14 protein-coding genes are annotated in these 17622 nt (G+C 72.8%); 11 read left to right on the forward strand and 3 right to left on the reverse strand.

The annotated features are described in order from the left end of the window. From IE206_RS14850 to IE206_RS14880, 7 genes are all read left to right on the forward strand, one after another. Positions 1-1652 (forward strand): hypothetical protein (locus tag IE206_RS14850; protein ID WP_229853194.1); only part of this gene is annotated, 1652 nt, incomplete at its 5' end. Beyond that, positions 1636-2529: a pentapeptide repeat-containing protein gene (locus tag IE206_RS14855; RefSeq protein ID WP_189962631.1), complete on the forward strand. Its 894-nt coding sequence runs from the start codon at positions 1636-1638 to the stop codon at positions 2527-2529. The genes IE206_RS14850 and IE206_RS14855, both read left to right, overlap by 17 nt. Before the next feature lie 64 nt (positions 2530-2593). After that, positions 2594-2890 (forward strand): hypothetical protein, encoded by a 297-nt coding sequence (locus IE206_RS14860; RefSeq protein WP_189962632.1) that lies wholly within the window; start codon positions 2594-2596, stop codon positions 2888-2890. Between the two features lie 13 nt (positions 2891-2903). Beyond that, positions 2904-4268, forward strand: coding sequence for a type VII secretion integral membrane protein EccD (gene eccD, locus IE206_RS14865; protein WP_189962633.1), 1365 nt, complete (start codon positions 2904-2906; stop codon positions 4266-4268). Between the two features lie 20 nt (positions 4269-4288). Beyond that, positions 4289-5959, forward strand: coding sequence for a hypothetical protein (locus IE206_RS42445; protein ID WP_226599858.1), 1671 nt, complete (start codon positions 4289-4291; stop codon positions 5957-5959). Further along, complete coding sequence (gene eccCa / locus IE206_RS14875) at positions 5956-9963, forward strand: type VII secretion protein EccCa (protein WP_189962634.1); 4008 nt, start codon at positions 5956-5958, stop codon at positions 9961-9963. Before IE206_RS42445 ends, eccCa begins: the two co-directional genes overlap by 4 nt. After that, the gene (locus tag IE206_RS14880; RefSeq protein ID WP_189962635.1) at positions 9960-11396 is read left to right on the forward strand and encodes a DUF6177 family protein; all 1437 of its coding nucleotides are present in this window, start codon (positions 9960-9962) and stop codon (positions 11394-11396) included. The genes eccCa and IE206_RS14880 overlap by 4 nt, the downstream gene beginning before the upstream one ends. Before the next feature lie 49 nt (positions 11397-11445). Here the strand turns inward: IE206_RS14880 and IE206_RS14885 are convergent, their stop codons facing one another. Both IE206_RS14885 and ku read right to left on the reverse strand, forming a co-directional pair. Next, complete coding sequence (locus tag IE206_RS14885; RefSeq protein WP_189962636.1) at positions 11446-12534, reverse strand: PP2C family protein-serine/threonine phosphatase; 1089 nt, start codon at positions 12532-12534, stop codon at positions 11446-11448. Between the two features lie 121 nt (positions 12535-12655). After that, positions 12656-13729 (reverse strand): non-homologous end joining protein Ku, encoded by a 1074-nt coding sequence (gene ku / locus IE206_RS14890; RefSeq protein ID WP_189962637.1) that lies wholly within the window; start codon positions 13727-13729, stop codon positions 12656-12658. Between the two features lie 59 nt (positions 13730-13788). On the opposite strand from ku, the gene ligD reads away from it, so the two are divergent. Beyond that, entirely contained in the window at positions 13789-14673 is an 885-nt protein-coding gene (gene ligD, locus IE206_RS14895) for a non-homologous end-joining DNA ligase (protein WP_189962638.1), read from the forward strand. Continuing rightward, entirely contained in the window at positions 14670-15575 is a 906-nt protein-coding gene (locus tag IE206_RS14900; protein WP_189962639.1) for an ATP-dependent DNA ligase, read from the forward strand. The genes ligD and IE206_RS14900 overlap by 4 nt, the downstream gene beginning before the upstream one ends. A 6-nt stretch (positions 15576-15581) precedes the next feature. Here IE206_RS14900 and IE206_RS14905 read toward each other — a convergent pair whose 3' ends face one another. Next, on the reverse strand, positions 15582-16385 hold the full coding sequence (locus tag IE206_RS14905) for a nuclease-related domain-containing protein (RefSeq protein WP_189962640.1): 804 nt from the start codon (positions 16383-16385) through the stop codon (positions 15582-15584). A 153-nt stretch (positions 16386-16538) separates the two neighbouring features. Between IE206_RS14905 and IE206_RS14910 the strand changes: the two genes are divergently transcribed. Both IE206_RS14910 and IE206_RS14915 read left to right on the forward strand, forming a co-directional pair. Beyond that, complete coding sequence (locus IE206_RS14910) at positions 16539-16841, forward strand: zinc ribbon domain-containing protein (RefSeq protein WP_189962641.1); 303 nt, start codon at positions 16539-16541, stop codon at positions 16839-16841. Positions 16842-16958: 117 nt separating this feature from the next. Next, positions 16959-17585 (forward strand): class F sortase, encoded by a 627-nt coding sequence (locus IE206_RS14915; protein WP_189962642.1) that lies wholly within the window; start codon positions 16959-16961, stop codon positions 17583-17585. The last annotated feature ends 37 nt before the right edge of the window (positions 17586-17622 follow it).

Below are 17622 nucleotides of genomic sequence, written 5' to 3' on the forward strand. Positions count from 1 at the left end.
ACAAACCCGACGGCACCATCGCACCCGCCAAGGTCGAACTCAGCGCCGACGACATCGCACGCCTCAAAAGCTCCCTCCCCCACGTCGAGCAGCCGGTCAAGGTCGGCGCCGACCTCAAGGAACCGGCCATGGCCGGGGCCCACGACCCGGCGCGCACACCCGGCGGCACCGCCCACGACCTCGGGCCCTCCGCCAGCCACGAAACCCCGGGCGGCCCGTCGCACAATTCCGGACCGACGACTCACAACTCCGTACCGGCGTCGCACGACCTTCCCGGTACGGGTTCGCACGGCGACCTCCCCACCGGTGGGCACGGCGGCGGTACACACCCGGGCGAGCCCGGGTCGGCCGGCGGTACTGGTGGCGGCGACGCCGGAGGGCCGCCCGGCAGTGGCGGGCCGCATCTTCCGGACGGGCCCGGGGAGCCGCGGGGCAATCTGCCCGACGGGTCCTGGGAGGGGCCGCAGGGGCTGCACCTCGATCCGCACGCCAACGCGGCGGCCGACCAGTTCATGCACCGGGCCGAGTCGGCCGAGCCGGGCATCACCGACGCGGTGAAGTCCGCCGCCGACCGGGTGGACCACGGCAAGCTCAACGGCCTGGAGTACCGCCTCAAGGGCGAGGACTCGCTCAAGCGCAAGATCGCGACGGCGCTGCACGACGATCCGATGCTGCGGCCCGAGGACGCCCTCGGGAACATCAAGGACTCGCTGCGCTACACCGTCGAGCTGCCCTCCAAGGACTACGCGCACGGTGTGCAGCAGGCCGTCGACGACTTCCGCAGCCGCGGGTTCGAGAACGTCACGTTCAAGAACACCTGGGACAGCGCCGGCTACAAGGGCATCAACTCGACCTGGCGCGACCCCGTTTCGGGTCAGGTCTTCGAGGTGCAGTTCCACACGCCGGAGAGCTTCACGGCCAAGATGGACGGCCATGTCCTCTACGAGAAGGAACGCCTGCCCGGCATTTCCCACGAGGACCTCGCGGCCATCCGGGCCGAGCAGAGCGACTTGTTCGGAAAGGTGCCGGTGCCGCACGGGGCCGGGGATCTGCATATCGATCTCGGGCACGAGCCGCACGGTTCGGCATTGCCCGAGGCTCCGCATGTCGACCACGGCCGGCACGGGCCTGCCTCCGTGCACGGCAATGGGCCGCCTGCCGAGCTCACTCCGGCCGAGCGCGTTACGCACGATTCGCATCTCCAGGCGATCGAGAAGAAGTACGCCGACGATTTCGACGTCTTGAAGCAGGACCCCGATCACAAGGGGAAGGTCAAGCCGTCGGAGATGGACGAGGCACGGATCGCTCTCGACATGCGCGAGAGCGGGAAGGTGCCCTCGGACATTCAGCGTCCGCCGGGTGCGAATCAGGGTGACCTCTACTCGCCGAGCATCGGGGAGTTCTACGACATCAAGGGCGTACACTCCGACTGGCCTCCGCTCAATAACGTTCGCGACAAGTCGCTGCCGTTCAAGGGCGCGTACGACCCCGCGAACAATGGGAGCTGGGTGCGCAAGCTGGAGGACCAGATCGTGAACAGGAAGCGCGTGGTCATTCTGGACATGCGCAATGCCGATCAGGCCGCTATTGACGATGTCAGGGCAATTGTCGAAGACCATGGGTGGAGTGATCGGGTTGTCTGGTATCCGTGACGAAGGCGAGCGGCGGATCGTCCGGGCCATGCCGAAGGACGCCGAGGCCGCGGCCGCGCTCCGCGAGTGGGCCGAGCAGCCGGGTTCGCTGCTCGGCGTCGACGGGCTCGACCTGACCGCCGCCGATCTGTCCGGCGCCGACCTCGGCGGCGGCATGCTGACCGGGACCGTGCTCCGGGACGCCGTCCTTGTGGGCACCGACTTCTACCGGTGCCACCTGGAAGGCGCGGTGCTCGACGGCGCGGACCTGACCGGCGCCGGCCTGGTCAAGGCCGTACTGGACGGGGCCTCCCTGCGGAGCGCCAAGCTGGACGGCGCGGATCTGGGCAGCGCCGAGCTGTCCGAGACCGACGTGCGGGGCGGCTCGCTGCGGGGCGCCCGACTCAATGGCGCCGCGCTGCTCGGCACCCTGCTCCAGGGCGCCGACCTCACCGACGCGTCGGTGAACGAGACCTCGTTCAACGTCGTGCTCGACGAACACACCGTCGTCCAGGGCCTGTCGGGCTCGGTGTTCGGGCCGATGGCCGTCGAGAGCGGCGAGCAGCGCCGTGAAATCCGCGGCCGCGAGCTGGAATTGTGGCTGAACGGCCGGGGCGCCGATGTACGGGTGATCGACCCCGCATCCCGGGAGATCACGTACTACGCGAAGATCGGCGAGGGATATCCGCGGAGCAGTCCGCGCGGAATTGTCCGGCGGCGTTTTCTCGACGGGGTCGCCTACGACGAGGCCTTCACCCGGAATCTGCGCTGGGAGCCGACCGAATACCTCCGGCTCTACGAACTCGGCCACAACGAGGTCGACCATGTGGAGATCACCGGGGCCGAGGCGGACGCTTTCGTCGCGGCGGTCACCGCGAAGCTCCGCGAACGGCCTTGATTCCCGCCCGTACCGGCATTTCCGCCGTACGGCATGAGCAGGATCCGAAGGAGATTGCCCGGGCATGACTGCCGCGCAGGACTATGACAGCCAATTGCTGGAGTCGGTTTCGGTACGGCGCCGGCGGCTTCGCGATGCCCTTCTGTTCGGGGGGCAGCGCGGGCGGCGGTCGGTCGATGAACGGCTCGGCAAGCTGTTTGCCGGAATTGTGATTGCGGCGGTGCTGTGCGCGGGTTGTGTGGGCTGGTCGTTCATTTCGCACAAGCTCATCGGAAAGTCCCCGTACGGAACGTCGGTTCAGCCGACTTCAACCCCCTCTTCCTCTGCTTCTTCGCCCGCCGTGAAGTCTTCGGCCCGATGATAGGTTCGCACGCGTGATAGCTACGGGATCGGTGAGCCGTACGGCATTGAGCCGGGTCACTCTGGTCGGTGAACAGCGTCGGGTCGATCTCGTTCTGCCGTCCGAAGAGCCAATTGGGCTGCTGCTGCCCGAAATCATGCGGCTGCTCGGCGACGGTCCGGGCGGCCGCCCGATGCTGCGCCATCTGACGACGGCCGACGGATCGGCGCTCGCCCAGGACTCGACGCTGGCGTCGGCGGGCGTGCCCGACGGCGCGGTGCTGCGTCTGGTGCGGGTCGAGGACGCGCCTTCGGCGCCCGTCGTGCACGACGTCACCGACGAGGCCGCGGACGATCTCGATGTACGGGCCTGGCGCTGGCGGCCCGCGTCGCGGCGCGCGGTCGCGGGGCTCGCCACGGTCGGCTGGGCGCTGGCGGCCGGGGTGCTCGCGCGCGACGAGTTCGCGCTTTCCGCGGTCGGCGCGGTGCTGCTCGCGGTGGCCGGGGTCTGCGCGATCGCCGGCCCGGTACTCGGCCGGGCCGGGCAGCGCGGGCCCGCGACCACGCTGATCGTCACGGCCGGAGTGCTCGCCGTGCTCGGCGCCTGGACGCTGGCCGACGCGTACGGCTGGCCGGGCGGCGCCCGGCTCGGCGCGGTCGCCGCCGCCCTCGTGGTGGCGCTGCTGCTCCTCGGTCTTTTCTCGCCGCTGGGGCGGGGCGGGCTCATCGGGGCCGGGGCGGTCGCCGGGGCCGGGGTCTGCTGGGAAGCCGTGGTCGCGCTGCAGTCCGGGGCCGGTACGGCCGTCGGGCAGGCGCGGGCCGGGGCGATCGTGGTGGTCGTCTCCGCGCTGCTGCTCGGGGTCCTGCCGCGCCTCGCGCTGATGGCGTCCGGGCTCTCGGGCCTCGACGACCGGCGCTCCGGCGGCGCGTCGGTGAGCCGCTACCAGGTGTCGACCGCGCTCGCGGCCACCCACCGCGGGCTCGCCCTCGCCACCGTCGTCATGGCCGGCTGCGCGGCGGTCGCCGGGATCCTGGCGCTGTGTACGCCGACGGTCTGGACGGTGCCGCTCGCCTCGGTACTCGCCGTGGTGCTCGCCCTGCGCGCGCGGGCTTATCCGCTGGTCGCCGAGGTCGTGGGGCTGTTCGTGGCCGCCGCCGCGGTGGCCGGGCGGCTGGCCTGGGTCTGGTGGGAACGCACCGGAGCGGTCGGCCCGCTGGCCCTGCTCGTGGTCCTCGCGCTGGCCCCGGTCGCGGTGCTCGTCATCCAGCCCGCGGACCATGTACGGGTCCGGCTGCGGCGGTTCGGCGACGCGCTGGAATCGATCGGCGTAATCGCGCTGTTCCCGCTGGTGCTCGGGGTGTTCGGGGTGTACGGGCGTCTGCTCGGCACGTTCGCGTAGGTATGCGTAGAGGTCGGGATATGGCTGTGGGCGAGGACTGGCAGCGCGATGTGCTGCGCGAGCTGAGCGGGGGGAACTCGGCGTCAGTTGCACCGCGGGGTTCCGGCCCGGCGGAGGGTGCCTTCCCTTCGGCAGCGCCGGCCGCAGAGCAGGGTGCGGATGCCTTCGGCTCGGCGCCGGTTGCTTCCCAGGGTTCCGGCCCGGCGGAGGGTGCTTTCGGCCCGGCCGCACAGCGCGGTGCCGACAGCGCGGCGGGATCGGCCGCTCCCCAGGGGGCACGCCCGGCCGAGGCTGCCTTCGGCCCGGCCGGGTCGGCCGCACAGCCGCGTTCCGGCTCGGCGGAAGGTTCCTTCGGCTCGCCCCCACAGCAGGGGCCCGGTGGCCCGGCAGCACAGCCGGGTGCGGGGAACCCCTCGACGCCCTCCGGTCGGCCCTACGCCGGCCCCGCCGAGGGTACGTTCCGGATACGTCCGCTTGCGCCCCGCCCGGTCGACGCCTCCCCGGATGCCTCAACCCCCGCCTCCGCCAATGGAGTTGGCGCCCCCGCCGCCGGAACCCCAGACGCCATCGCCGCCGCGCGGGCCGCCGCCCAGTACGGATCCCCCGCCCCGGATGCCGCGTCCGCCGCCCAGTACGGCTACGGCACCCCGGACCCCCAGCCCGCAGGGCTGCCCGTGCCCACCCCGCAGGACCCGCCTCCCGCCGACTCACGCCCCGCCACCCTGCCCGAGCTCCGCATCCCCGGTGGGCGGGACGCCGCCGTGCCCATGGCCACGCCCGAGTCCGTGCCCACCGTCGATCCCCGGCTCGCCGTGGCGCTCGGGCGGCCCGTGCACGGGGACTCCGTGGCCAAGCGGGCCGGGCGGTCCGTGCGCAAGCTCGGGTCGTCCGCCGCGCAGGACGTGGCCGAGGAGAGCCGGATCGGGCGGGAGTTGCAGCAGCCCGTGACGACCGGGCGGGTCATCGCGGTCACCTCCATCCGGGGCGGGGTCGGGAAGACGACGGTGGCGGCGCTGCTCGCCCGGAGCTTCAATCACTACCGGCACGATCCCGTGCTCGCCCTGGAGGCGGACGGCGCGCTCGGCACGCTGCCGGTCCGGCTCGGTGTCGAATCGGTGCGCTGGTCCTGTGCCGATCTCGCCGACATCCTCACGCCCGCCATGCAGCTGACCGACGTCACCGGCTATCTCGTACCGGTCAGCGACGGCGGCTGGCTGCTGCCCGCGAGCCAGGGCCGCCTCGGCGCGCCGCTGAGCATGCGGACGTACCGCACCGTGACGCTCGCCCTTCGCCGGTACTTCGCGGTGACCGTGGTCGACTGCGAGACGCTGCCCGGCGAGGTGGCTCGTACCGCGATGGACACCGCGCACGCCCGGATCGTGGTCGCCCCGATGACCGCGGAGGGCGTCGGCGGCACCCGGCTCGTCCTGGACTGGCTCGCCCATCTTCCGCACTCGGCGCTGGCCACCACCGTGGTGGCGCTCACCGCCAACTCACCCGACATGACACTGGACTTGAAGGCCGCCACCGCACATCTGCGGGAGGCGGGCGTCACCGTGCTCCCGGTCCCCTACGACCGGCATCTGGCCCAGGGAGGCCCCATCCAGACCGCACTGCTCGGCCGGGCCACGCGGCAGGCCGCCGTCGCCCTTGCCGCCGAGGCGATGGAGCGGGCGGTGAGGGTGCGATGACGCTGCACCAGGTCCACCGCCCGGCCCGCTCGACCCGGCCGGTCGCCCCCGCGGCGCCGCGCGCCATCGAGCCGCCGCCGAACCTGCCCGAGGGCAAGACCGGCACGGCCGCGACCGCGCTGCTCCCGATGGCCGGCGTGATGAGCTCCGTGATCATGATGACGGTGATCCGCAACAGCCAGTTCGCGGGCCTCGGCGCCATCGTCCTGGTCGTGGCGCTGCTCGGCGCGGTCGCGCTGTTCCTGTCCCAGCGGGGCAAGGCGCAGCGCACCCGGCGCACGCAGCGCGAGCGCTACCTCGAATATCTGGAGGAGCAGCGCGAGGAACTGGGCGCCGTGGAGCGGGAGTCGAGGCTTCAGGCCCGCCTCCTCAACCCGCCGCCGCAGGCGCTGTACGACCTGCTGCGCGATCCCGCACGGCTGTGGGAGCGGCGGCGCGGCGATGCCGACTTCCTCAGGGTGCGGGTGGGCACCGGCACCGTACCGACGCAGGATCTGTCGATCGGGCAGAACAGTGCGCAGGGCGTGCTGACCCCGCCGGACCCGTTCATGCTGAACGAGGCGCGGGCGCTGGTGGCCCGGTATGCCACGGCCACCGAGTCGCCGCTGACGGTGCCGCTCGACCGGGCCGCGAACGTGAGCGTGGTCGGTGACCGTGAGGGCGTGCTGCGGGTCGCGCGGGCGCTGCTCGTGCAGGCGGCCGTCACACACGCCCCGGACGATCTGGCGATCGCGCTCGGTGTGCCGGGCGACCGTCTCGACGACTGGGAGTGGGCCAAGTGGCTGCCCCATGTCCTGGACGCGCTGGAGAGCGACGGCCCGGTGGCCGCGCGCCGGATCGCGCCGAGCATGCCGCAGCTGGCCCGTCTGATGCGGACGGAGCTGCGCCAGCGGGCGTCGTACGCGGCGGAGGTGCGCCGGGGGCTGTCCGACCGGAACGCGCTGCGGATGATCGACCGGCTGCTCGTGGTGAGCGACGAGTACGGCGCTCCGGCCGAGGAACTGCCCCGTCCCGACACGGCGGTCGGCCTCACCGAGATGGGCGTGACCGTGCTGCATCTCCTGGAGCAGCAGGTGCACGAGCCGGACCATGTCACGGTCCGGATCAGCGTCGACGGCGACCGCATCACGGTCGAGGACCTGCGTGATCCGGCGAACCCGGCACCCCCGATGTCGTACGGCCTGTCCGACGAGGTGAGCACGGCCGGGGCCGAGGGGCTCGCGCGCATGCTGGCACCGCTGCGGCTCTCGGCCGAGTCGGTGGCCGAGGGCACGCCGGTGACCGGCCCCGTGGACTTCCCGCAGCTGCTCGGCATCGACGATCCGGCGGACCTGGACATCGACCGGCTGTGGGCGCCGCGCGGCGACCGGGCGTTCCTGCGGGTGCCGATCGGGCTCGACGACCGGCACCAGCCGGTGCTGCTCGACCTGAAGGAGTCCTCCGAGCTGGGCATGGGCCCGCACGGGCTGTGCGTGGGCGCGACCGGCTCCGGCAAGTCCGAGCTCCTTCGCACCCTGGTGCTCGCCCTTGTCGCCGGGCATCCGCCGGAGGACCTGGCGCTGGTCCTGGTCGACTACAAGGGCGGCGCCACGTTCGCGCCGTTCGCCGAGCTGCCGCACGTGGCCGGCGTGATCACCAACCTGGAGAACCAGGCGGGCCTCGTCGAGCGCGTGCACACCAGCCTCGCGGGCGAGGTCAAGCGGCGCCAGCAGGTACTCAAGGACGCGGGCAACGTCGCCGACATCGGGCACTACGCGGCCCTGCGCGCCGAGCGGCCCGAGCTCGAACCGCTCCCCCACCTGTTCGTGGTGATCGACGAGTTCGGTGAACTCCTCACCGCCAAGCCGGACTTCATCGACCTGTTCCTGTCGATCGGCCGCATCGGCCGCTCCATCGGCGTGCACCTCCTCCTGTCCAGCCAGCGCATCGAGGGCGGCAAGCTCAAGGGCCTGGACACCTACCTCTCGTACCGGCTCGGCCTGCGGACGTTCTCCGCCGACGAGTCGCGCACGGTCCTGGACACGACGGACGCCTTCCACCTGCCGCCGCTGCCGGGCTTCGGCTATCTGAAGGTCGACACGTCGACGTACGAGCGCTTCAAGGCGGGCTACGTCTCCGGCGCCTACCGGGGTCCCGCCGTTCTGGAACAGCAGGACGACACCCCGCTCGCCTGGGCGTACCCGACCTTCAACTCCCCTGAGAAGGAAGAGAGTGCAAACGCCGCGCCCGAGCCGCAGATGCGCGAGCGGGAGACCGGGCCGACCGTCATGTCGGCGATGGTCGATCAGCTGCGTACGGCAGCCGAGCCGGTGCGCCGGATCTGGCTGCCCCCGCTGCCGCAGGCGATCAGCCTGGACGCGGCGGCGGGCCCCCTCCAGGTCTCCGAGCACGGGCTCCAGCTCGCCCACCGGCCGGGCCCGATGCGGGTGCCGCTCGGCCTGCTCGACGATCCGGGCCGGCAGTGGCAGGGCCCCTGGACCCTCGATCTGACGGTGGCGGGCGGCCATGTGGCCGTCATCGGCGGCCCCCAGTCCGGCAAGACGACCCTGCTGCGCACCCTCGCGCTCTCGCTCGCCCTGACGCACACCCCGGCCCAGGTCGCCCTGTACGGGCTCGACCTGGTGGGCGGCGGCCTCGCCGCGCTGGCGGGGCTTCCGCACGTCGGCGGGATCGCCGGGCGGGCCGACCACGAGCGGGCCGCGCGTACGGTCGCCGAGGTGCGGGCCATGCTCGCCGCGCGCGAGGAGCTGTTCCGCGAGCACGGCATCGACTCGGTGGACGAGCTGCGCAGCCTGCGCGCTCAGGGCCGGCTGCCCGAGCTCGGCTCGACGGACGTGGTGCTGCTCGTGGACGGGTACGGGGCGCTGCGCGACGAGTTCGCCGCGCTGGACGACGACGTGGCCGATCTGCTCAAGCGGGGCAGCGGCTACGGCATCCACATCGTGGCGGGCATGCTGCGCTGGAACGACGTACGGATCGCGACGCAGTCGATGTTCGGCACCCAGCTGGAGCTGCGCCTCAACGACCCGTCCGACTCGTCGATCGACCGCAAGCTGTCCGAGACGCTCGCCCAGGACACCCCCGGGCGCGTGCTGACCAACAGCAAGCTGTTCGCGCAGGCCGCGCTTCCGCGTACCGACTCGGTCGCCTCGCCCGCCGACCTCGGCCCCGCCCTGGAGGACGCGGCCCGGACGGTGCGGGCCACCTGGCACGGCGAACTCGCCTCTCCCGTACGGGTGTTGCCGACTCGGCTGCCCGCGCAACGGCTTCCCTCGCCGGCCGCGGAGCCGAAGCGGATCCCGATCGCGGTCGACCAGGACGCGCTCGACCCCGTACTCCTCGACCTGTTCGAGCACGACCAGCACCTGCTGATCCTGGGCGACAACGAGTGCGGCAAGACCAATCTGCTCAAGCTCATCGCCCAGCAGTTCACCGCCCGCTACAGCGACGAGGAGCTGGTCTTCGCGGTGTTCGACCCGCGCCGCGGGCTGCGCGGCGTGGTGCCCGAGCCGTACCGCGGGGGCTACGCGCACAACGCGAAGATCAGCGTGGGGCTCGCCTCCGGGATCGCCGCCGAGCTGGAGAAGCGGCTGCCGGACGAGACCGTCGACCACGACGCGCTGCCGGACGGGCCCTCGTTCAGCGGGCCGCGCATCGTCATCCTGGTCGACGACTACGACATCCTGACCACCGCGGGCCAGCAGCCGCTCGCGCCGTTCCTGCCGTACATCTCCTCGGCGCAGGACATCGGGCTGCACTTCGTGGTGGCCCGCCGTGTCGCGGGCTCCTCGCGGGCGCTGTACGAACCGTTCCTGACCACCCTGCGCGAGACGGGGACCACCGCGCTCGTGATGACCGGCGACCGCACGGAGGGCCAGTTGTTCCCGGGCCTGTACGCGTCCGCGCAGCCGCCGGGCCGTGGCTTCCTGGTGCGCCGCGGCCGCCGCCACCAGCTCGTCCAGACCGCCCTCGCCCACCAGCCGGAAGAAGCAGAGCACTCGTGACCAAGGACGTCATCGCCCTCACCCCGAAGATGCCGGACACCTGGGCCCTGCTCGCCGGCCTGTACGCGGGCGGACCCGGGCTCTCCGTCGACACCGGCCACGACGGGGCGGTGGTCCAGCTCTGCGCGGCGGACGGCCGTCCGCTGGTCTCCCTGGAAGCACCGCTGCTCGTGCAGGTGCCGGGTGAGGCGGAACGTCTCCTCGGTGGTCAAGTGACGCCCCCCGATGGCCCGTTCTGGTGGACGGAGGCGCGGGCCTCCACGGCGGCGCCCGAGGCCGAGCGGCTCGCGGGGTCGGTGGCCGGGCGGCTCACCACCCTGCTCGGCGGCACCGCCTGGCCGCCCGGCGCCGCGAGCACGGAGGTCGTGCCGGTCGCCGAGGACGCCTCGGACGCGGGGGTGAGCGCGCGGCCCGCGGCCGGCGGGGCGCACCCCACGGTGGACGTGCTGACCGAGTCGACCGCCGTCGTCATGTGCGACCGGCCGGTCATCGCGCTGACCGCCTGGCTCTCGCACATCCTGCGCGCCGCGGTCGAGAGCCGCCGCGCGCTCCAGATCGTGACCCCGCCCGGCGTGCGGCTCAGCCTTCCGCTGCGTACGGCGCTGACCGGCGCGCCCAACCGCTGGGTGGTCAAGGACCCCGACTGCGGGTACTACGACGGGCTTTCCGGCGCGGTCCTTCGCTGGCAGGACGGTACGTTCGCGCCGGCCCGGGACGCTTCGGGCGAGGCGGTGGTGTCCGAGGCGTTCACCGCGCCCGCGCTCACCTCCGAGCGGCAGCTGATCGTCGCGTTCCGCACGGTGCACAACGCGGACGAGAACCTGGTGCTCGGGCACGCCCTGTCGGCCGCCTGGGAAGCGCTGACCGGCGCGGCCCCGGCCGGCTGGGGCACGGCCGAGCCCATCAACCTCCCTTGGTCCGCCCGCCAGTTGACCGACCTCGCCCGCGAGCGGGCGCCCGAGCCGACCCAGCTGCTCGCCGTCGGCGACCCGGCGCGGCCCGCTCTGGCGGGGCTGCGGGTTTCGCGGGTCGAGCGGGGAGTGGCGGCGGACGCGACGCTCACGCTTGGGTACGGGGCGGACGAGGCACCCCCGCTGGACGCGATCGAGCCGCTGGCTCGCGTTCTGGCCGGCTCGCACGGCCTGACCCACATGCTGGTCACCCTGCGCCGGGGCCGCCGGGACCTGGCCGTCCCGGCCCATTTCGAGGCGCCTCCGATCCCGGTGTCGTACACGCTGGGAGCGGAGGGCGTGCGGTCGGCCGGCCTGGCCCACGCCGGCCGGCCACCCCTGGCAGTGCGCCCCGTCCGACTCGGCCCGGCCGCGGGGCCCGCGCTGTACTACCCGCTGGGAGACGGCACGGATGCGGCCACGTGGCCGATGCTGGAGAAGCTGACGGCGCATTTGGAGGGCCCCGGGGCTCCACTCGGCTGAAGCGCTGCCCGCTGGGCGGGGGGGGAGCGAGCCCCGGGCCCGCCCGGGTCTATTCGCGATGGCGGAGCAGCAGCATCGCCGCGTCGTCGTGCAGCGGCCCCTCCGTGTGGAGGATGAGGTCACGCCGCAGGGCCTCCAGGGCCGCCTCGGGGTCGGGGTCCTTCAGGAGCGGGGTGCGGGCGCCCAGGGGGTAGAACGCGCCCGATCTGTCGCGGGCCTCGGTGACCCCGTCCGTGTAGAGCAGGAGCTGGTCGCCGGGGGCGAAGGCGACCCGGAAGGGCTGCGGGCCCTCCCCCGAGCCGAGCCCCAGGCCGAGCGGCAACGCGTACGACGCGGGTTCCGGGAAGGACACCGAGCCGTCGGCCCGTACCAACAGGGGCGGCGGATGGCCGTAGTTGAGGAACACCGCCCCGTTCGCGGGGTCGAGCTCGGCGATGATCGCGGTGACGAACTTCTCGCCCTGAAGGGCCCGCCCGGCCGCCCGCTCCACCCGCGCGCCCACCCCCTTCAGGTCCGGCTCGTCGTGCGCGGCCTCCCGGAACGCCCCGAGCACCACGGCCGCCGTCTCCACCGATTCGAGCCCCTTGCCCTGGACGTCCCCGATGATCACGCGCACCCCCTCGGGCGCCGCCACCACCTCGTACAGGTCCCCGCCGATCCTGGCCTCCGCGACCGCCGAGGTGTACGAGACCGCCGCGCGCAGGTGCCCCGCGCTGCGCGGCACCGGCCGCAGCAGCACCCGCTGGGCGACCTCGGCGATGGAGCGCATGCCGGCGAGCTCGGCCTCGCGGCGCTGACGCATCACGGCGCCGGCCACGCCCACCGCGGTCACCCCCGCGACGGCGGCCAGCGAGGCGAAGCCCCGGCGCTCCTCGAAGAGGTCGCTGTAGATCCCGAGCCCGACCCCGGCGGCCAGCGCGATCAGGCCCACGGCAACCGTGCGCCGCCAGCCCCCGACCAGCCCCGCGAAGGCGGGCCCGAGCGAGACCAGCGGCAGCAGCCCGACCGTGGGGCCCGCGATCAGGTTGGCCACGACGACCAGCGCCATCACCGCGTACGGCAGCACCGCGAGCACAACGGGGTCCGGGCCGCCCCGCCGCCCGGTACGGGTGTGGCCGTCGCCGGTTCTTCGCACCATGACCGCACCCCTTTCACATCCCTGGGCATCCTTTTCACATCCCTGGGCATCCTTTTGGCCATCGCGGACGCGCCGCAACCCTTCCGTTACCGAATCGAGGCCGCGCACCGGGGTACGGAGGTCAGGCGCTGGCGCGCTTCTTCGGGGCCGTCTTCTTCGCCGCGGTCTTCTTGGCGGTGGTGGCGGTGGACTTCTTCGCGCCGGTGGACTTGGGGCTCGACGCCGCGGACTTCTTGGCGGCGGCCGTCGTCGTGGTCTTGGTGGCGGTGCTCTTCTTGGCCTGTGCCGTCTTGGCCTGCGAGGTCTTCTTCGCCGGAGTCGTCTTCTTGGCCGCCGTCCTCTTCACCGGCGCGGTCTTGCGGGTCTTGCGCGAGCTCAGCTCGGTGACCTCGGCGACCTCCCCCTCCTCGCCCTCGCCGCGCGCGGCCTTCGCGGCCTTGACGCTGCTCTCCAGGGCTGCCATCAGGTCGATGACCTTGCCCCCCTTGGCGGCGGGAGCCTCCTGCGCCTGAGGGAGCGCACCGTCCGCCTTCGCGGCGATGAGCTCCTCGACGGCCGCCCGGTAGTCGTCGTGCAGGGTCGCCATGTCGACCTCGCCGAGGGTGTCCATCAGGGCGTCGGCCAGGTCGAGTTCGGCCTCGCGGACGCTGACATCGGCCTCGGGGGCGGCGTCCTCGGACGCCCGGATCTCGTCCGGCCAGAGCAGCCCGTGCATCGCGATGACGTCGTCGACCACCCGCAGCATGCCGAGCCGCTCACGCCCGCGCAGCGCGAACTTGGCGATGGCGACCTTCTGGCTCCGCTTGAGCGCCTCGCGCAGCAGGGTGTACGGCTTCGCGGCGGGCACCCCGTTCGCGGAGAGGTAGTACGCGGCGTCCATCTGGAGCGGGTCGATCGTGTCGGCCGGAACGAAGGCCACGATCTCGATCGTCTTGGCGGTGGGAAGTGGCAGGGCGGCCAGATCGGCGTCGGTGATCGGGATCATCGAGCCGTCGGCGTCCTCGTACGCCTTGCCGATCTCCTCGGTGCTGAGCTCCTCGCCGTCGAGCTCGCACACCTTGCGGTAGCGGACCCGGCCGCCGTCCGCCGTGTGGATCTGGCGGAACGAGATCGAGTGGTTCTCGGTGGCATTCACGAGCTTGATCGGGATGCTGACCAGGCCGAACGAGATCGCACCGTTCCAGATAGATCGCACGGTTTCTCCTCTTCGTCCCCGAGGAGTGTGGTTCGTGTGGTTCGTGGGACTCTCATCGTATGACGCCGATCACGGAGGTGGAGGGGCGGCGGATCGCCCTGTCGAATCTGGAGAAGGTGCTCTACCCGGCCACCGGCACCACCAAGGGCGAGCTGCTGCACTACTGCGCCTCGGTCTCGGGCCCGCTCCTGGCCCAGCTGGACAACCGCCCCGTGTCGTTCCTGCGGTTCCCGGACGGCCCCGGGGGCCAGCGCTTCTTCACCAAGAATCCGCCGCCGGGCACGCCCTCCTGGGTGAAGACGGCCGCGGTCCCCCGCTCGGAGGACAAGGCGGCCCGGCAGGTCGTGGTGGCCGGTCTGGCCACCCTGATGTGGGCGGCGAACCTGGTGGTGGAGTTCCACACCCCGCAGTGGCGGGCGGATGCCCCCGCCGAGGCGGACCGCCTGGTCCTCGACCTCGACCCGGGCGAGCCGGCGAGCGTGGTGGAGTGCTGCGCGGTGGCGGTCTGGCTGCGGGACCGTCTGGCGGCCGATGGACTGCACACCTACGCCAAGACCTCCGGCGCCAAGGGCCTGCACCTGCTCACCCCGCTGGAGCCGACCCCCTCGGACCAGGTCTCGGCGTACGCGAAGACGCTGGCCAGGGAGGCGGAGGCGGCCCTGCCGGAGCTGGTCACGCACAAGATGGCGAAGGCCCTGCGACCCGGCAAGGTGTTCATCGACTTCAGCCAGAACGCCGCCGCCAAGACCACCGCGACGCCCTACACCGTGCGCGCCAAGGAGCGCCCGACGGTGTCGGCGCCGGTCTCGTGGCCGGAGGTCGAGTCGTGCGGATCCCCGGCCGACCTGACGTTCCTGATCGGCGACATCGTCCCCCGCCTGGAGCGGGACGGCGACCTCCTGGCCCCCCTGTCCGACCCCGACCGGGCGGGCCGCATCCCGTGAGTGCCCCGGCACTGCGGCCCCCGCTCACCGTCGCCCTCGCGCAGGCGGTGCCCACGCTGCCGCGCGGGGCGGGATGGGCGTACGAGCCGAAGTTCGACGGTCACCGGATGCTGGTGTTCCGGGAGGCGGAGCGGGTCGTGCTCCAGGCGCGCTCGGGGCGGATCATCACCGGCGCGTTCCCCGATCTGGCCGACGCGGCAAGGGAGTTGAGGCCCGGGACGGTCCTGGACGGGGAGGTCGTGGTGTGGTCCGGCGGGCGCACCGACTTCGCGGCGGTCCAGCGCCGCGCCGCCGCCACCCCGGCCCGGGCCCCCCTTCTCGCCCGCCGCCTGCCCGCCTCGTACGCCGCCTTCGATCTGCTCGCGGACGCGGGCCGGGACCTGCGGGCCGAACCGTACGGGCGCCGGCGTGCCCGGCTCCTGGAAGTGCTCGCCCCGCTCGGCCCGCCGCTCCAGGCCGTACCGATGACGACGTCGGCGGACACCGCGCTGACCTGGTACGAGACGCTGCCCGCGAGCGGCATCGAGGGCCTGGTCGCCAAGCGGCTCGACGCCCCGTACCGGGCCGGGCACCGCGCCTGGCGCAAGCTGCGGCACACCGACACCCGCGAGGCGGTCGTCATCGGGCACACCGGCAGCGTGACCCGGCCCGCCGCGCTCGTCCTGGTGCTGCCCGGCGACGACGTGCCGGTGATGTCGAGCCCGCTGTCCGCCGCCCTGCGCGCGGAGGCCGGCCGCGCGCTTGCGCCGCTCGCGGCCGAGGGAAGCGGCACGGCGGTCGCGGCCGGGCTCGGCGAGGTGGCGTACCGGGCGGTCGCGGAGGGGCTGCTCGCGGAGGTGGAGTGGGCGACGACGCGGCACGCGGGGGCGGTGGTGCTGCGGCTGCGGGACGCCGAGGGGTGACAGGGCTCAGACCCGCAGCCACGTCCTGCGGTCCCGGGCCGTCCAGTACAGGGACTCCACGTCCGCCGGTTTCAGGACGCCGCCCATGCGGGCCAGGTCCGGGATCTCGCTGTCCTTCAGGACGCTCACGCCCCGGATGCCGGGCGGGCCGAGCTCCACCCGTTCCGCGCCGACCAGGACGAGGACGGGCCGCACCGCCGCCGCGAGGGCGAGGGAGGCGCGCTCGGCCTCGTGGCGGGCGTGGCGCAGATACGGCACGGAGGCGGCCCGGCCCACCGTGACCAGCGGGTCGGCGATCCGCACCCGGTGGCGCTGGGCCGCGAGCGAGCGCACGGTGAGGACGCCCGCCGGCCCCACCAGCAGGTGGTCGATCCTGGCCGCCCCCGGCAGCGGAACCGAGTGCAGAACCCGCCAGCCCGCGCCTTCGAGGCGTTCCAGGGCGGCCCCGGCGAGCTGCTGCGCGGCGAGCTCCCGGCGGCGCGGGTCGGCCCTGAACCGATGCTGGGACTCGTACCGCTCCAGCTCGGTCAGGATCGCCTCGCCGGGCCGGTTGGGCGCGAGGTCGTCGTCGGGGTGCAGGGAGAGCCGGACCAGGTCGGCGGGGGTCGGCACCGGCGGCGGGCCGACGATCAGCTCCCCGACGGCGTACGGGCGCAGCGCGGCGAGCACCTCGTCCCTGCGGTCGTCGAGCAGCAGGGACACACGCCCGGTGTCCCGGTCGTACCAGGCGACGCTGCGCCCGTCCGGGAGGCTGACGTACAGTCGCGCCTGTCCGTGCCGGTGTACCGGTGTGACCCGCAGTCCTGGCATGCCCCATCACCCCACCACGACCATGGGAACAGCCCGATGCCCGTGAGGGCAATAAGTCGTGTGGGCGTCGTCACAACGCGATGGACGCAGGACGGTCATGACCACGACACTTACGCGCGACACGACCCAGGAATCCGGGAGGGGAACCACTCAATGATCATCTTCGGCACCCGCGGCTATCTCTACCAGCTCGCGATGCTCACGCTGGTGTGCGGCAACTGCGGCAATCCTTCGGCGCACGGGCTGCGCAAGTACGTCACGAAGTTCACGCTGTTCTTCGTTCCGCTGTTCCCGATCTCCACGCGGTTCCGTACGCAGTGCACGTTCTGCGGGCTTGAGCAGCAGATCACCAAGGAGCAGACCGAGGGTCTGCTGGCCCAGCCGGTGGCTCCGCAGCAGCAGTACGGCCAGCCCCAGCCGGGCCAGATGCAGGGCCAGAACCCGTACCAGCAGTAGGAACGCCGCAAACTCACCCCGAACCCCGCCACGCGTGACCGCACCGCCCGCTGAACTACGGCCGGCTGTTACGTATGCGAGGTAAAGCCGCAATACCGGGCATTTAGCGTCGTACACATGACCACGCCCACCCCGACCCGGATCCCCAGGATCGCCGCCGCCTCCGTGCTCGCCCTCACCCTCGGCGGCGGGCTCATGGCCTGCACCCCCGATCCGGTGGCCAAGGCCCGTGACGTGAGGGTGCAGAACGCCGCCGCCCCGCAGCCCAGGGAGGCGGTCGGCCCGCTGAAGGCCTCCGAGCCGACCCGGGTCGTCATCCCCTCCGCGGGGGTCGACGCGAGCCCGGTGCTGCGGCTCGGGGTGGATTCCGCGCAGGAGCTGGAGGTGCCGCCGGTGGACCGGGCCGAGCAGGCGGGCTGGTACACCGGCAGCGTCACACCGGGCGAGAAGGGGGCCTCGGTCCTGGTCGCGCACTACGACACCGCGAACGGCCCGGCGCTGATGCGGAACGTGAAGAACATGTCGGTCGGCGACGTGATCGAGGTCGGCCGGGCGGACGGCTCGACCGCGGTGTTCAAGATCCGCGAAACCCAGCAGGTCGAGAAAAAGGACTTCCCGACACATAAGGTTTACGGGACGACCCATCGCGCCGAGCTCCGCCTCATCACCTGTGGCGGTCCGATCAAGGACGGTCACCGCTCGGCCAACATCATCTTCTATGCCGACCTGGTCAAGGCCGAATAACGCACCGGGGCTCGGGCGAAGCCCCGGCGGAAGGTGA

This window comes from Streptomyces violascens (assembly GCF_014649955.1).
Taxonomy (GTDB): domain Bacteria; phylum Actinomycetota; class Actinomycetes; order Streptomycetales; family Streptomycetaceae; genus Streptomyces; species Streptomyces violascens.

Coding starts and splice junctions, on each gene's coding strand:
- IE206_RS14860 (WP_189962632.1), top strand. CDS start 2,594: ATGACTGCCGCGCAGGACTATGACAGCCAATTGCTGGAGTCGGTTTCG.
- ligD (WP_189962638.1), top strand. CDS start 13,789: ATGACGCCGATCACGGAGGTGGAGGGGCGGCGGATCGCCCTGTCGAAT.
- IE206_RS14915 (WP_189962642.1), top strand. CDS start 16,959: ATGACCACGCCCACCCCGACCCGGATCCCCAGGATCGCCGCCGCCTCC.
- IE206_RS14885 (WP_189962636.1), bottom strand. CDS start 12,534: ATGGTGCGAAGAACCGGCGACGGCCACACCCGTACCGGGCGGCGGGGC.
- eccCa (WP_189962634.1), top strand. CDS start 5,956: ATGACGCTGCACCAGGTCCACCGCCCGGCCCGCTCGACCCGGCCGGTC.
- IE206_RS42445 (WP_226599858.1), top strand. CDS start 4,289: ATGGCTGTGGGCGAGGACTGGCAGCGCGATGTGCTGCGCGAGCTGAGC.
- IE206_RS14905 (WP_189962640.1), bottom strand. CDS start 16,385: ATGCCAGGACTGCGGGTCACACCGGTACACCGGCACGGACAGGCGCGA.
- IE206_RS14910 (WP_189962641.1), top strand. CDS start 16,539: ATGATCATCTTCGGCACCCGCGGCTATCTCTACCAGCTCGCGATGCTC.